The organism is Sorangium sp. So ce394, assembly GCF_051474665.1.
GTDB classification, from domain to species: domain Bacteria; phylum Myxococcota_A; class Polyangia; order Polyangiales; family Polyangiaceae; genus Sorangium; species Sorangium cellulosum_D.
Window position 1 is genome coordinate 8,589,974 of sequence record NZ_CP150339.1, and the last position, 15,690, is coordinate 8,605,663.

Consider the following 15,690-nt stretch of genomic DNA (forward strand, 5'->3'; position numbering starts at 1 on the left):
GCCGCCGCGCCCCGGAGCTCCGGTGAGAAGAGGACGTCACCGCCCCTCCGCGGCGCCGTCACAGAGCCGTCACCCGGCGACAGCGCCGCGGCGGCGGCACACAGCGCCGCGGCGGCGGCACCCCCCGGGCCGCTACGCGGGCGCGCGGTACCGCGCCACGACCACCGTGATGTCGTCGTCGGGGCTCGGACACCAGCCCTCGACCTCCCTCAGGATCCGGTCGCGGATCGCCTCGACGGGCGCGGCCTGGGCGGCCTCGATGGCGGCGCAGAGCCGCTCCACCCCGAACTGCTCGCGGTGCGCGTTGCGGGCCTCCGTCACGCCGTCGCTGTAGAGCACGAGGACGTCCCCGTCCTCCAGGAAGAACTCGGCGTCCCGCGTCGCCGCGTCGATGGCGGGCAGCACCCCGACCCAGACGCCCGAGCTCGGAATGCACACGCACCGCCGCGTCCGCGCCGAACACACGATGATGTCGTCGTGCGCCCCCGCGAACGTCACCCGGCCGCTCCGCTCGTACCGGAGGAGCAAGAGCGTCGCGTGCTCGTCCCGCTTCAGCCGGTCGCGAACGTTCTTGAACACCGCCTTGTTGAGCGCCGCGAGCAGCTCGCTCGGGCTCGCGCCAGGCTCCCGGCTCGTCAGCGCCGAGACCATGCTCTGGATCATCAGCATCACGAGCCCCGCCGCGAGCCCGTGCCCCGCGACGTCGCCGATCCCGAGCCACCCGCCCCCGGGCGTCGGGATGACGTCGTAATAATCGCCCCCCACCTCGGCGGCCGGCGTCATGATCGCGCTGAGCTCCAGCCCCTCGACCTCGAGCCGCTCCGGCACCAGCGTGGTCTGGAGCCGCGCCGCGAGCGCCGTCTCCTGCCGCTCGCTCTCCTGCTCCAGCCGCTCGCGCAGCTCCACCTGGCGGACCATCTCCCGGTGCAGCGACACCGTCTTCACCGCGGAGCCGACCTGGAGCCGCATGGCGTCGTACACCATCTCGTTCACGCCGCTGTTGAGCGCGATGATCCCGAAATAGTCGGCGTCGCCGAAGATGATCGGCATCACGACGGTGCTCCTGCGCTCGCGCGAGCTCAGGAACCCGGGCGGCGCGAGGGCGTGCACCGGGAAGCTCTCCTCGGGCGGCTCCACCTCGCGGCCGTCCTGCATCAGAAAGAGCGTCTTCAGGGTGTCGCGCTGGGCGTCGTCGTAGAGCGAGACGGCGACGCGCGTGAAGAGCAGCCTCGGCATCTCCGAGGCCAGCATCCGCCGGAAGAGGGGGAGGCTCAGGGACGTCGAGAACCACCGCGCGCTCCAGTTCAGGCCGATCGAGGCGACCTCGACGTCGAGGCGATGGCGCCCCTCGGCGCGCACGGACGCGCTCCCGATGAGGATGCGGGCCGCGTGCCAGAGCTGCTCCAGGGTCTCGTTCGCGGCGGCCCCGACCGGGTCCACGGCGGGCCGGCGGAGCCGCGCGCGCAGCAGGCTGATCACGCCCTGGAACAGGTCGAGGAACACCCCCTCGCGCGCCGCCGCGTCGAGGAGCCGCTCCAGCACGTGCAAGAAGCGCCCCTCGGTCCCCTCGAGCTCCTCCTCCAGCGCCGACAGGAGCTCGCCGGACCAGCCGGCGAGCGACGCCGCCGAGACGCCCACGGCGCGCTCCAGCGCGCGCTCCAGCTCGTCGCGGCGGCCGCCGAGCGAACGCGCCCCGAGGCGCGGCGGTGGGTCGGTGAGCGGTCGCATGAAGACGACGGCCTGGTACGAGCAGCCGCACGACTCGCGCCGCGTGAGCTCGATCTCCTGCGTGGCTCGCTCGGGGACGCGCTCGCCGTCGAGCATGCGCAGGACCGTCTCGAGCGCGAGCTCCCCGAGCCGCTTGATCGGCTGGCGCACCGTGGTGAGCGACGGCTTCGCGTACCGCGCCACGCCGACGTCGTCGAAGCCGCACACGAGGACGTCCCGCGGGACGTCGCGGCCCGCCGCCATCAGGACCTCGATCGCGCCGAGGGCCATGTTGTCGTTGGCGGCGACCACCGCGTCGAGCTCGACCCCGCGGGCCAGGATCTCGGCCATCGCGGCCCGGCCGGTCTCGATCGTGAACTCGCCGGTCGCGACGAGGCGCTCGTCGCAGGGCAGCTCGCGCGCGGCGAGCGCCCTCCGGAACGCCTCGCCGCGGAGCCGCGCCTCTCCGTTGCCGTCCGGACCGCCGATGTAGGCGAGGCGCCGGCAGCCGTGGTCGTCGAGCAGGTGGCCGGCCGCCATCTCGATCCCGAGGGCGTTGTCGACGAGGATGCTGGGCACGCCGGGGATCGGGATCCCGATGCTGCACACGGGCAGCGGCGCGTAATAGTCACAGAAGCGCTGCACCCCCTCGACGCCGACGTAATTGCCGAGCGTCGGCGAGGCGATCACGACGCCGTCGACCGCCTCCGGGCCGACGAGGTGGTAGATGGTCCTCTGGGCGACCTCGGAGGGGCTGTGGCCGGTCAGCACCTCGCCGACGGCGATCACGAGATTGACGTCGTGCGCCTCGGCCGCGCGCTCGATCGCGACCCGCATCGCGGACTGGTACTCTCCGCGCAGATAATCCATCACGAGGGCGATCGTCCGGCGCTTCGTCATGTCCTCGGGCCCCCGGCTCAGGCGTCCACGATCGAGACCAGCTCCGGGGACATGCGCTCGATCGCCGCCAGGCACCGCCGCTGCCAGCCGAGCCGCGCGTCGGTGACGAACACCACCTTGCTCTTCGCGCCCTGGCCCGCGAGGCCGCAGATGAAGCTGATGAACGCCTTCAGACAGCTCGAGTTCAGGAAATAAAGGGGCCTCACGTCGAACTCGACGGCCGGGATGGAGAGGCGCACGACCTCCGCCTGGAGGTCCTTGAGGCAGATGCCGAGCGGCGGCGCCGCCGCCATGTCGCCTGTCCCGCTGAGCCTGACGCTGAGGGCGTCGCCCCTCAGGCTCGGCTCGATCCCGAAGCTGTCCGTGACGACAGGCTCAACCCGCAAGCTGCTCATCGACCCTCCATCTCCCGACCGGCGCGCGCGGCGAGCGGCCGCATCGCCGCGCTGGCCATCCGTTCACTCCGAAAGAGCGTGACGCGCGAGAACGGTGAGCGGCCCTGGCTCGGTCCGGAGGCTGACACGGCCCGACCAGCGTACGTGGTTCTCGCAGTGGAGCCAATCCCCATGGGTCCGCCGTGCGATCCTGTGACCAAACCCGCGACCGCGAGCGCCGGGGCTACTGGGGCGCGCGGTACCTCGCCACGACGATGGTGATGTCGTCGTCCGGGCTCGGGCACCAGCCCTCGACCTCGTTCAAGATCCGATCGCGGATGGCCGAGACGGGCGCGGACTGGGCCGACTCGACGGCGGTGCAGAGCCGCTCGAGGCCGAACTGCTCATGGTGGGCGTCGCGCGCCTCCGTCACCCCGTCGCTGTACAGCACGAGGACGTCGCCGTCCTCCAGGAAGAGCTCGTCGTCTCTGGTCAGCGCGTCGATGGCGGGCAGCGCGCCGATCCAGACGCCCGTGCTCTGGATGCACACGCAGCGGCGGGTGCGCGCGCGGCACACGATGATGTCGTCGTGCGCCCCCGCGAACGTCACCCGGCCGCTCCGCTCGTACCGGAGGAGCAAGAGCGTCGCGTGCTCGTCCCGCAGCAGACGGCCGCGGACGTTCTCGTACACCGCGGCGTTGACCGCCGAGATCAGCCGGGCCGGGCTCGCCCCCGGATCCCGGCGCGTCAGGGCCGAGACCATGCTCTGGATCATCAGCATCACGAGCCCCGCCGCGAGCCCGTGCCCAGCGACGTCGCCGATCCCGAGCCACCCGCCCTCGGCGGTCGCGAGCACGTCGTAATAGTCGCCGCCGACGGCGGCCGCCGGCTTCATCACGGCGCAGAGCTCGAGCCCCTCGACCGAGAGCCGATCCGGGACCAGCGTGGTCTGGATCCGCGCCGCGACGACGCTCTCCTGGCGGATCTTCTCCTGCTCCAGCCGCTCGCGCAGCTCCACCTGCCGGATCATCTCCCGGTGCAGCGCCGCGGCCTTGACCGCGGAGCCGATCTGGAGGCGCAGCGCGTCATAGACAAGCTCGTGCGCGCCGCTGTTGAGCACCGCGACGCCGAACTTCTCGAGATCGCCGAAGGCGACCGGGATCGCGATCATGGTGTTGCGCTCTCCCCCGCTCAGGAACCCCTCGGGCGCGAGGAGCCAGGCCGGGAAGCTCGCGGGCGGCGGCTCCACCTCGCGGCCGCCCTCCATGAGGAAGAGCGCCTTCATGGTGGTCTCCTGCGCGTCCGGCGCGCTGTCGTACAGCGACACGGCGACGCGCGAGAACCCGAGGGCGGGCAGCTCCGACGCCATGACGCGCTTCAGGATCGGCAGGCTCAGGCAGGTCGAGAAGCTCCGCGCGCTCCAGCTGAGGTACGTCGACGCGAGCTCCACGTTGAGGCGCCGCTCGCCTTCGACGCGCACCGACGCGCTCCCGATGACGATGCGCGAGGCGTGCCAGAGCCGCTCGAGGGCGTCGTGGAGGGCGCCGCCGTCCTCGGCCGGCCGGAGGAGCCGCTCGCGGAGCACCGCGATCGCGCCCTGGAAGTGATCGAGGATCGCCCCCGCCCGCCCCGCCGCGTCGAGGAGCGCCTCGAGCGCGTACAGGAAGCGGCCCTCCTTCCCCGCGAGCTCGTCCTCCAGCGCCGACAGGAGATCGCCGGGCCAGCCGTCGAGCGAGCCGGTCGGGATCGACACGCTCCGCCGGAGCGCGCGCTCCAGCGACTCCCGCTGTCCGGCGATCAGCGACGCCCCGCCCCGCGTCGAGCTGCCCGGCGGCGGGAGCGAGGCGCTCGCCTGGACGCCGCAGCCGCAGGACTCGCGGCACGTCAGCTCGACCTCCAGGAGCCCCACGTCCTCGACCTCCTCGCCGTCGAGCATGCGCACCAGGCTGTCCACCGCGAGGGCCCCGAGCCGCTTCATGGGCTGGCGGACGGTGGTCAGCGACGGCTTGGAGAAGCGCGCGATGACCGCGTCGTCGAAGCCGGACATGAGGATGTCCTGCGGGACGCGGATCCCGAGCTCCTTGAGCAGCTCCATGGCCCCGAGGGCCATCTTGTCGTTGGCGGCGACCACGGCGTCCGGGTCGCCCCCGCGCGAGAGCAGCTCGCGCATGGCGGTCCTGCCGCTGTCGATCGTGAACGCGCCGAGCGCGAAGAGGCGCTCGTCGAGCGGCGCGCCGCGCGCCGCGAGCGCGCTCCAGTACGCGTCGGCCCGCGCCTTCGCCTCCTCGTTGTTGGCGGGCCCGCCGATGTACGCGACGCGCCGGCGCCCGTGGGCGTCGACCATGTGCGCGACCGCGAGCTCGATCCCGAAGGCGTTGTCGACGATGAGGCTCGGGATGCCCTCTATCGCCATCCCGATGCTGAAGACGGGCAGCGGCGCGTAAGCGCGGCAGAACTCCCGCATCCCCTCGATGCCGATGTGATGGCACAGGGTGGCCGACGCGATGATGATGCCGTCGACCGTCTGCGAGCCGATGAGGTGATAGATGCTGTTCTGGGCCGCGGCCGTCTCCCCGGGCAGCGCGAGCGTCTCGCCGAAGGCGACCAGGAGATCGACATCGTGCGCCTCGGCGGCGCGCTCGACCCCGAAGCGCACCTCGGACTGGTAGTCCCCGCCCACGTAGTCCATCAGGAGGGCGATCGTGCGGCGCTTCTTGCTCATGGCCCGCGGCTCTCGGTCAGGCATCGGCGATGGAGACGAGCTCCGGAGACATGCGCTCGAGCGCCGTCAGGCTCCGCCGCTGCCACCCGAGCCGCGCGTCGGTGAGGAACTCGATCTTGCACCTGAGCCCCTGGCCCGCGACACCGGAGATGAAGCTGATGAGCGCCTTGAGACAGCTCGAGTTCAGGAAATAAAGGGCCCTCACGTCGAACGCGACGGCGCCGACGCGCAGGCGCAGCGCCTCGGCCTGGAGCTCCTTGAGGAAGAAGCCGAGCGGCGCGACCGCCGCCATGTCGCCCGTGCCGGTGAGCTTGACGGTGAGGGTGTCCTCCCTCAGGGCCGGCTCGGCCCCGAAGCTGTCCGTGACGACGGGCTCAACCCTTAAGGCGCTCATCCCCCCTCCACCTCCCGACCGGCGCGTGCGCGATGATCGTCAGCTCGTTGCCCTCGATCTTGTAATCCACGTCGAGCCCGCCCTCGGCGCGCACCCGCGCGAGGCCGAGCCCCGACACCCCTTCTACCATCGCCGTCTCACAGATGAGGTCGTCATAATGCTTCACCGGATCCGTCGCCGTCTTCAGCTCAAACAGCCGCCTCTCCACCTCGCGCAGCCGCTCCGGAGAGGCCTCGTTGCGCGCGCAGATCTTCATGACGCACGAGCTCTCGCTCTCCTCCAGCGCGAGCTCGAGGCTGACCCGCGGGCCGGAGGAGTACTTGATGACGTTCTCCGCGAGCTCGTGCGCGGCCATGTAGAACCGCGAGCTCACGTTCGGGTCGTCGAGCACCATGCTGCAGAAGCTGGACACCAGGCGGAGCACGCTGCCCGCCATGCGCTCGGTCGGATAGAACGTGATGCACAGGAACAGTGACCCGCTGCTGCTCGGTTCGGACACTGGCACGATTGACGCATCCTACGTGGTTCTCGGCCCGAATCCAGTCCCTTCCGCCCTCGCGTGGGGTAGCGCTCATGTAGGAAAGCCGGCGGACTGGAGCGAGAGCGCCCGGGGCGCGCTGTACCTCGCCACGACGACCGTGATGTCGTCATCGGGGCTCGGGCACCAGCCCTCGACCTCCCTCAGGATCCGGTCGCGGATCGCGTCGGACGGGGCGTGCTGGGAAGACTCGATGGTAGAGCACAGCCGCTCGAGGCCGAACTGCTCCCGGTGGCAGTTGCGCGCCTCCGTCACGCCGTCGCTGTACAGCACGAGGATGTCGCCGTCCTCCAGGGAGAACTCGGCGTCTCGCGTCATCGCGTCGATGGCGGGCAGCGCGCCGATCCAGACGCCCGAGCTCTGGATGCACACGCAGCGGCGGGTGCGCGCGCGCCACACGATGATGTCGTCGTGCGCCCCCGCGAACGTCACCCGGCCGCTCCGCTCGTACCTGAGGAGCAAGAGCGTCGCGTGCTCGTCCCGCTTCAGCCGGCTGCGGACGTTCTCGTACACCGCCGCGTTGACCGCGGAGAGGATGTCGCTCGGGCTGGCGTTCGGGTCGGTGCGCGTCAGGGCCGAGATCATGCTCTGGATCATCAGCATCACGAGCCCCGCCGCGAGCCCGTGCCCCGCGACGTCGCCGATCCCGAGCCACCCGCCCTCGGGCGTCGCGATGACATCGTAGTAGTCGCCCCCGACCGTGGCCGCCGGCTTCATGACCGCGGCGAGCTCGAGCCCCTCGACCGCGAGCTGCGCCGGCACCAGCGTGGTCTGGATCCGCGCCGCGACGGCGCTCTCCTGGCGGACCTTCTCCTGCTCCAGCCGCTCGCGCAGCTCCACCTGCCGGACGACCTCCCAGTGCAGCGCCGCGGCCTTGACCGCAGAGCCGATCTGGAGGCGCAGCGCGTCATAGACAAGCTCGTTCGCGCCGCTGTTGAGCACCGCGACGCCGAACTTCTCCGCGTCGCCGAACGCGACCGACAGCGCGATCACGCTCCTTCGCTCCCCGTCCCCCAGAAACCCCTCGGGCGCGAGGCGGCGGGCCGGGAAGCTCGCGGGCGGCGGCTCGACCTCGAGGCCGTCCTTCATCAAGAAGAGCGGCACCATGGTGGCGCGGTGCGGGTCGTCGTAGAGCGACACCGCGACCCGCGAGAACTGCATCCGCGGCAGCTCCGACGCCATCATGCGCCGCAGGACGGGCAGGCTCAGGCAGGTCGAGAAGCTCCGCGAGCTCCAGCTGAGGTAGAGCGACGCGAGCTCCACGCTGAGCCGCTGCTGCCCCTCGGCGCGCACGGACGCGCCCGCGACGAGCACGCGCGCGGCGTGCCAGAGCTGCTCGAGCGTCTCCTCCAGCGCCCCGTCGCGCCGGCCGTCGGGCCGGCGGCCGAGCCGCTCGCGGAGCAGCGTGACGACGCCCTGGAAGTGCTCCAGGTTCGCGCCCTCGCGCCCCGCCGCGTCGAGGATCGCCTCGAGGGCGCGCAGGAACCGGCCCTCCTGGCCGGCGATCTCGTCGTCCAGCGCCGACAGGAGCTCGCCGGCCCAGCCGTGGAGCGAGCCCGCCGGGATCGCGACGCTCTTCTCGAGGGCGCGCGAGAGCGCGTCGCGCTCGCCGGCGGGCGGGGGCGCCGCGCGGGGCCCCCTGCTCAGGGGCGCGCCCGCCGCGTCCACCGGGCCGCCGCAGCCGCAGGACTCGCGCAGCGTGAGCTCGACCGGGAAGAGGTCGCAGTCCGGGACCGGCGCGCCGTCGATCATGCGCATCAGCGTGTCGACGGCGCGCGCCCCGAGCCGCTTGATCGGCTGGCGGATCGTGGACATCGACGGCTTCGTGAAGCGCGCGATGACCGCGTCGTCGAAGCCGCACACGAGGACGTCCTCCGGGACGTCGAGGCCGCGCGCCCGGAGGGCGTCGATCGCGCCGAGGGCCATGGCGTCGTTGGCGGCGATCACGGCGTCGAGCTCCACCCCGCGATCCAGGATCTCGCGCATGGCGGCGCGCCCGGAGTCGATCGTGAACGCGCCGCACGCGAACAGGCGCTCGTCGGCGGGCAGCGATCGGGCGGCGAGCGCCCGCCAGTAGGCGCCGGAGCGCACGTCCGCCTCCTCGTTGCTCGCCGGCCCGGCGATGCACGCGACGCGCCGGAGCCCGTGGCGCTCGACCATGTGGCCGACCGCCATCTCGATCCCGAGGGCGTTGTCGACGACGAGGCTCGGGACGCCGTCGATCGCCACCCCGATGCTGCAGACGGGCAGCGGCGCGTAGGACCGGCAGAACCGCTGCATCCCGTCGACGCCGACGTGATGGCACAGCGTGGTCGAGGCGACGATGACGCCGTCGACCGTCTCCGGGCCGATGAGGTGATAGATGCTGTTCTGGGCCGCGCCGAACGACCCGGGCAGGGCGAGCGTCTCGCCGAAGGCGATCACGAGGTTGACGTCGTGCGCCTCGGCGGCGCGCTCGACCCCGAAGCGCACCTCGGACTGGTACTCGCCTCGTACGTAATCCATCAAGAGGGCGATCGTCCGGCGCTTCTTGCTCATGCCTCTGGCTCTCGGCTCAGGTATCGGCGATGGAGACGAGCTCCGGGGACATGCGCTCGAGCGCCGTCAGGCTCCGCCGCTGCCAACCGAGCTTCGCGTCCGTGAGGAACTGTATCTTGCACTTGAGCCCCTGGCCCGCGAGCCCGCAGATGAAGCTGATGAACGCCTTGAGACAGCTCGAGTTCAGGAAGTAGAGGGCCCGCACGTCGAACTCGACGGCGCTCACGGACAGGCGTATCACCTCCGCCTGGAGGGTCTTGAAATAGGAGCCGAGCGGCGCGGCGGCCGCCATGTCGCCCGTGCCGGTGAGCTTGACGCTGAGGGTGTCCTCCCGCAGGCTCGGCTCGATCCCGAAGCTGTCCGTAACGACCGACTCGACCTTCAAGCTGCTCAATCTGCCCTCCATCTCTCGACCGGCGCGTGCGCGGTGATCGTCAGCTCGTTGCCTTCGATCTTGTAGTCCACGTCGAGCCCGCCCTCGGCGCGCACCCGCGCGAGGCCGAGCCCCGACACCCCCTCGAGCATCGCCGTCTCGCTGATGAGATCGTCATAGTGCTTCACCGGGTCGCTCGCGGTCTTCAGCGCGAAGAGCCGCCTCTCCACCTCGCGCAGCTGCTCCGGAGAGGCCTCGTTTCGCGCGCGGATCTTCAGGATACAAGAGCTCTCGGCCTCCTCCATCACGAGCTCCAGGCTGACCCGGGGGCCGGTCGAATACTTGGTGATATTCTCGGCGAGCTCGTGCGCGGCCATGTAAAACCGCGAGCTCACGTTCGCGTCGTCCAGCACCATGGCGCAGAAACTGGACACCAGACGCAGCACCGCGGTGGCCATCCGCTCGCTCGGGAAGAAGGTGATGCAGAGGAAAAGCGAGGCACCCTGGCTCGGTTCGGACGCGGGCACGATGGGCGCAGCGTACGGCGTCCGCGGACGGGAGCCAATCCCTTCTGCTCCCTCGCGGCCCCGGAGGTGAGCGCGCGCCCTACAAGGTTTTTGCCTTGGCGGATCAAAAGACCGCATCTTCATCCGTGACATCCGTGACATCCGCGCCATCCGTGACATCCGTGACGCGGGTCACGGTCATTCGTGGCGCGCCACGAGCCGCTTGCCCTCGGCCCTGAGGTTCGACACCGCCTCGCCCACGCGCTGGGCCAGCGGCAGGCCCCGGGGCACCACGACGCCGACCGGCCCGCCCACGCGGCCGAACGACCAGGAGAGCGCCGAGCCCTCGGCGTCCCACGCCGCGAGCCGCTCGCGGCCCTCCGACGGCATGGCGCCGACGATCTCGCGCCGCTCCAGGTCGAGCACCGCGATCCGGTCCGCCGACGCGAGCAGCATCGTCCTGCCGTCCGGCGCCACGGAGAGGTCCTCCCACTCCGCCCCGCTCACGCCCTCGAGCACCCGCTCCGCGAGGCCGGCGCGGCGGACCAGGACGACGCCGGTCGCGTCCGCGAACGCCACGTCGCCCGGCAGCGGGCCGTCGGCGATCGCGGTCGCCCGCGGCGTCGCGTACCCGAGCACCCGCACCTCCCCCCGCGCCTCGTCGATGCGCGCCACCGCGCCCGAGCTGAACGCGAGCCACAGCCCCGGGCCCACGTCGCCGCGCGCGGGGCTCGGGCGCGCCTCGTAGACGTAGCCGTCGGTCACCGCGATCGTGCGCGACGACAGGTCGCGGAGCGACGTCGCCACGAGGTTGCCGTCGAGCTCCTGCGTGAACAGCGTCCGGCAGGCGGCGTCGACGCCGAGCACGAGCGCGGGCGCCCTCGGCACCGCCTCGACCGTCGCCCCGGTCGCCGCGTCGAACAGCGTCCACACCCCCTCGTCCTTGCGGTACGCGAGCAGGCGGCCGTCGTCGCAGGCGCGCAGCAGGTGGCCCCGCCGCGCGGCCGTGCGGCGCCGCGACCCCTCGTCGTAGAGGCGCACCTCGCCGCCGATCTGGAAGGCCACCGCGCCCCCGCGCCGCAGCACCGCGGCGGCCGAGGCGCCCGGCTCGCGGCCCTCCGCGCCGCCCGCCGGGCCCTGCCCCTCGAAGCGGAGGAAGCGCTCCGCGGCGGGCGGGCCCGGGCTGAACAGGATGAGGTCGCGCGTGAGCACGCGGCGGTCCGGCAGGCGCCACCCGCCGACGAGCCCGTGCGGGCCGACGTCGCGCTCGGCGATGTCGGCCGCGTCGCCGCGCGCGCGCAGCGGCCGCGGCGCGCGCTGGCCCGGGGGCGCCTCGCACGGCGAGCCCTCGGGCGGCGGATCGCCCGGGGCGCGGCCGCCCTTCCGGAGGTAGTGCCAGACGCTGCCGCCGCTGCCGCAGACGCCCAGATCGAGCCCGCCCGCGTCCCAGCGCGCCGACGCGGGCGCCGGGTCGGTGTCGAGCTCGAGGAGCGGCGCCTCGGGCCGGTCGAAGGCGTAGATCGACGTCCTGCTCTGCTGCACGAGCGCGATCGCGGGGTCGCGCGGGCTGAAGCGCCCGAGCACGGCGGGCGCGCTCAGGGTGATCTCGGCGCCCGCGCCGCCCTCCGGCCCCCAGAGCAGCGCCCGGCGCCCGAGCACCGCCGCCACGCGGGCGCCGTCGGGCGAGACGCCGAGCACGTTGCCGCGGAACGGGTGGCGGTCGACCGCGTCGGCGCCGCCGCCGCGCCGCAGGTCCCAGCGCGCGATCCCGCCGTCGGTCGAGCAGGCGAGGACGGGCGCCGCCTCGGCCGCGTGCACGGCGCTGCTGCACCGCACCGGCGCGGTGGCGGCGAGCGCGACCGTGCCGTCCTCCCGCAGCCGGAAGACGCGGACCTCGCCCGTGACCGAGCGCGTCGCCACCGCCGTGTCGAACGCGAACGGCACGCGCTCGACGTGCGGCGCGTCGTGCGGCCGGAACGCGATCACGCGCGGCGTCTTGGCGCGGTCGACGCTCTCCGGATCGACGTCGAGCGCGACGTCGTCGATGACCTCCGGGTCGGGCGGGCGCAGGTCGGCGACGAGCAGGGCGCCGCCGGGGCCGCCGGCGACGACCCAGCGGTCGTCCCACGGCAGCGCCGGGCCCACCACGCTGTCGACCGTCAGGAAGTGCGCGCGCGGCAGGCCCATGGCCGCGGTCGCGAGGTCGAGCGGCAGCGCCGCGTCGTCCGCGCGCCGGGAGAGCGCCGCGGCGACCCACGCGGCGCGGTGGTACGGGTCCTCGGTGCGGCGCGCCTTGCCGATGAGCTCGGCGAGGTCGGCGCGCTCCTCGGCCGCGCGGCGCGCCGCCTCGGCGCTCGCCTGGCGCGCCGAGGCCCACCGCTCCGCCGCGAACGCCGACGCGGCGGCGAGCCCGAGCGCCGCGGCCGCGCCGAGCTTCTTGGCGCGCTGGCGGCGGGCGCGCCGGAGGCTCTCGCGCACGAGGGCCTGCTCGCGCCGCGGCAGCCGCGAGGCGAGGGCGGCGCCCGCGCTCACCTGGTCGAGCAGGTCGCGCCGCAGCAGGAAATCGGGGTTCTCGCCGGAGCGATCCCACACGTCGGCGGCCTCGCGGAGCCGCTCGAGCAGGATGAGCCGGTCCATGTGCAGCGCGCGGGTGGACGCGAGGTGCGGCCAGCCCGCGACGAGCGCCTCGTGGGCGAGCTCCACCCGGAGGTCGCGGCGGACGAGCAGGCGCGCGCGCTCGAGGGCGCCGAGGACCCGGGCCGTGTCGGCGGGCGGGGCGCCGACGGCCTCCACGAGCTCCGCCTCGACCCAGCGGACGCGCGAGCCGTCGACGGCGCCGAGGCGGAGCAGCGCCTCGTCGGCGATCGCGCGGTCCTCCGGGGTGAGGGCCAGGGCGGCGGCGTCGGCGTGCCGCGCGAGGGCGCCGCGCACGCCGCCGAGGGCCTGCCACGCCTCGCCGGTGAGGGCGCCGCGCTCGTCGCGCGCGGCCGCCCACCAGTCGGCGAGGGCGAGCGCCACGAACGAGAGGGCGGCGCCGCCGCTCCGGAGCTCGCGCCGCACCTCGGCCTCGACCTGGGCGAGGCCGCGCACCTCGGCGCCGGCGAGCCTGGCGGGGCCGGCGACGAGGTCCTTCACGGCGGCGGCGGCGGGCGGCCCCACGTAGCGCAGCGCCGCCCGGAGGCCCTCGCCGGCCGGCGAGGCGAGGAGGGCGGCGGCGCGCTCGTCGGCCTCGTCGAGCACGCCGATGAGCCGGAGCCCGCGCCGCGCCTCGCCGGTCGCGAGCGCGCCCACGAGGGCGGCGAGCCGCCCGTCGCCGAGGTGCGCGATCGGGTCGACGACGAGCGCGACCCCGACGGCGGACGCCATGCAGAACCGGGTGAGCGCGGCGAGGTCGGCGGTCTCGAGCTCGGGCGAGACGGCGGCGAGCGCGCGGGCGAGGGCGCCGTCCGGGTCGCCTTCGGGGCTGACGCGCGCCTCGATCCAGTCGTCCTTGTGGTCGGCGTGGCGGCGGGCGAGGTGGGGCACGAGGCCGGCGGAGGCGAGCGACGACTTGCCGGAGCCGCGGGGCCCCTGGAGGACGAGGCACGGCTCGAACTCGAGCTCGCGCCCGAGGCGCGCGATGTCGTCGTCGCGCCCGAACAGGAGCCCCTCGTCGGTGGCCGAGAGGGGGGCGAGCCCCTTGTACGGCCGGTCCGGGACGCCGTGGGGGCGCTCCCAGACCTCGTCGAGCAGCTGCTTCAGCCGCCCCGGCGCGACGCGCCGGTGCGCGGGGTCCACCGAGAGCAGGCGCCGGAGGAGCGCGAGCAGGCCGCGCGGCAGGCGCGCAGGGTCGGCCGCGAGGTCGCGCATGGCGCCGCGCAGGGTCGCGGCGCGGAGCTCGGTCCACCAGGCGGAGACGCTCGCCGCGTCGGAGCCGTCGGCCGGCTCGTCGGGCACGGCGTGCGGGAGGCGCCCGGTCGTGAGCTGCGCGATGCAGACGGCGAGGGCGTAGGCGTCGGTGGCGGCGGAGGGCTCGGCCATCTCGAGCACCTCGGGGGCCATGAAGCCGGGCGTGCCGATGACGCTGCGCGCGGCGGCGGGGCTGTCCGCGCCGGCGAAGGCGCGGCGGGTGGAGGCGTAGACGTCGCGCTCGGCGAGGAAGGCGGCGGTGCCGAGGTCGCCGCCGCCGGCGCCGTCGCCGGCGCTGCCGCCGTCGGCGCTGCCGGCGGCGCGGCCGCTGCCGCCGCCGACGCTGACGGCCGGGGGCGCGCCGGGCGCGCGCGAGAGGGGGCCGCCGGGCGAGGGGCCCGCGCGCCGCGAGATGCCGAAGTCGAGGACCTTGAGGGCGCCGTCCTGGGTGAGGAACAGGTTGGCGGGCTTGAGGTCGAGGTGGACGACGCCGCGCGCGTGGATGACGTCGAGCGCGCCGGCGACGTCGCGGGCCCAGGCGACGACGCGGCGCCAGGGGATGCGGCGGCGGAAGCGGATGAGGTCGGCGAGGTTCCTGCCCTCGAGGAGCTCCATCGAGACGAACGGGGTCCTCGGGGCGCCGTGGAGGATGCCGGCGGCGTAGATCGTGACGAGCGACGGGTGCCGGAAGGAGGCGAGGAGCTTGGCCTCGTCGGCCCAGTCCGCGGCGTCGGCGAAGTCCGAGACGAGGAGCTTGAGGGCGACCTCGCGGAACGGGGCGCCGTCGGGCAGGAGCTCCTCGGCGCGCCACACGTCGCCGAAGCCGCCGCGGCCGAGCCGGACGCGGAGCCGGTAGCGGCGGTCGAGCACGTCGCCGGGGACGTGCGCGAGCCCGCCCGGGGGCAGCGGCACGACGCCCGGGTCGCGGGAGGAGCTGCCCTCGTCGACGAGCGTGCGGTCCATCGCCGGACGACCGTATCAAAAGCGGCGGGAGAGGTGGACGGTCCCGCGCCCTGCGCCCCGGCGCCCCCGCGGCGGCTCGCCCGGCTGCGCGTGGACATCTCCGGCCCGCCACGCGACACTGTCGCACATGGGCGTGGCGGCACCGCGACGGAAGCTCTCGCCGGAGGAGTACCTCGAGCTCGAGCGCGCATCGGAGGTGAGGCACGAGTACGCCGGCGGCGAGATCTTCGCGATGTCCGGCGGCACCTTCGAGCACAGCGCCGTCGCCGCGAACATCGGCCGGCTGCTCGGCAACGCGCTGGGCGAGGGCGGGTGCATCGCGCTGAATTCCGACATGCGCATCAAGATCCCCTCCGCGGATCGCTACGTCTACCCGGACGGGTCCGTCGTCTGCGGCCGCCCCGAGTTCGAGGACGAGCGGCGCGACACGCTCCTGAATCCGGTCCTCGTGGTCGAGGTGCTCTCCGATTCGAGCGAGGCGTACGACCGCGGCGACAAGTTCGCGCATTACCAGACCGTGGCGTCGATCCGGGAGGTCGTCCTGGCGTCGCAGAAGGCGCCGCGCATCGAGGTCTTCGCGCGCCAGGCCGACGGGAGCTGGGTGCTCCGGGTCTATGGCCCCGGCGATCGCGCTGCGCTCTCGTCGGTGGGGTGCGACATCGGGGTGGACGAGGCGTACCGGGGCGTGTTCGAGGCGGCCGGCGTGGCGCGCTGAGGCCGCCCCGCGCTCGACGGGCCTCGCGAGCGCGCGCTGGTCCCAGCGCGCCTGCGCTGGTGGTAGAACGAC

General features: G+C 73.8%; 10 protein-coding genes. 1 reads left to right on the top strand and 9 read right to left on the bottom strand.

Annotated elements, in window-relative coordinates; translation table 11 throughout:
- Positions 1–132 precede the first annotated feature (132 nt).
- The 9 genes from WMF33_RS31560 to WMF33_RS31600 form a co-directional block, all read right to left on the bottom strand.
- A complete protein-coding gene (locus tag WMF33_RS31560; RefSeq protein WP_437332097.1) occupies positions 133–2,607 on the bottom strand; it encodes a SpoIIE family protein phosphatase in 2,475 nt (824 codons plus the stop codon).
- Positions 2,608–2,624: 17 nt separating this feature from the next.
- Positions 2,625–3,002 (bottom strand): hypothetical protein, encoded by a 378-nt coding sequence (locus tag WMF33_RS31565; RefSeq protein WP_437332098.1) that lies wholly within the window; start codon positions 3,000–3,002, stop codon positions 2,625–2,627.
- Positions 3,003–3,225: 223 nt separating this feature from the next.
- Positions 3,226–5,703, bottom strand: coding sequence for a SpoIIE family protein phosphatase (locus tag WMF33_RS31570; protein ID WP_437332099.1), 2,478 nt, complete (start codon positions 5,701–5,703; stop codon positions 3,226–3,228).
- Positions 5,704–5,719: 16 nt separating this feature from the next.
- Complete coding sequence (locus WMF33_RS31575) at positions 5,720–6,097, bottom strand: hypothetical protein (protein ID WP_437332100.1); 378 nt, start codon at positions 6,095–6,097, stop codon at positions 5,720–5,722.
- Positions 6,078–6,596 carry a hypothetical protein gene (locus WMF33_RS31580; protein WP_437339544.1) on the bottom strand — a complete coding sequence of 173 codons (519 nt, stop codon included), beginning with the start codon at positions 6,594–6,596 and terminating at the stop codon, positions 6,078–6,080. The genes WMF33_RS31575 and WMF33_RS31580 overlap by 20 nt, the downstream gene beginning before the upstream one ends.
- A 72-nt stretch (positions 6,597–6,668) precedes the next feature.
- Positions 6,669–9,173 carry a SpoIIE family protein phosphatase gene (locus tag WMF33_RS31585; RefSeq protein ID WP_437332101.1) on the bottom strand — a complete coding sequence of 835 codons (2,505 nt, stop codon included), beginning with the start codon at positions 9,171–9,173 and terminating at the stop codon, positions 6,669–6,671.
- A 16-nt stretch (positions 9,174–9,189) separates the two neighbouring features.
- The gene (locus WMF33_RS31590) at positions 9,190–9,567 is read right to left on the bottom strand and encodes a hypothetical protein (protein WP_020738257.1); all 378 of its coding nucleotides are present in this window, start codon (positions 9,565–9,567) and stop codon (positions 9,190–9,192) included.
- Entirely contained in the window at positions 9,564–10,073 is a 510-nt protein-coding gene (locus WMF33_RS31595; RefSeq protein ID WP_437332102.1) for a hypothetical protein, read from the bottom strand. The genes WMF33_RS31590 and WMF33_RS31595 overlap by 4 nt, the downstream gene beginning before the upstream one ends.
- Positions 10,074–10,250: 177 nt before the next feature.
- On the bottom strand, positions 10,251–14,903 hold the full coding sequence (locus WMF33_RS31600; RefSeq protein WP_437332103.1) for an nSTAND1 domain-containing NTPase: 4,653 nt from the start codon (positions 14,901–14,903) through the stop codon (positions 10,251–10,253).
- A 127-nt stretch (positions 14,904–15,030) separates the two neighbouring features.
- Between WMF33_RS31600 and WMF33_RS31605 the strand changes: the two genes are divergently transcribed.
- Positions 15,031–15,618, top strand: a complete 588-nt coding sequence (locus WMF33_RS31605) for a Uma2 family endonuclease (protein WP_437332104.1) — start codon at positions 15,031–15,033, stop codon at positions 15,616–15,618.
- Positions 15,619–15,690 lie beyond the last annotated feature (72 nt).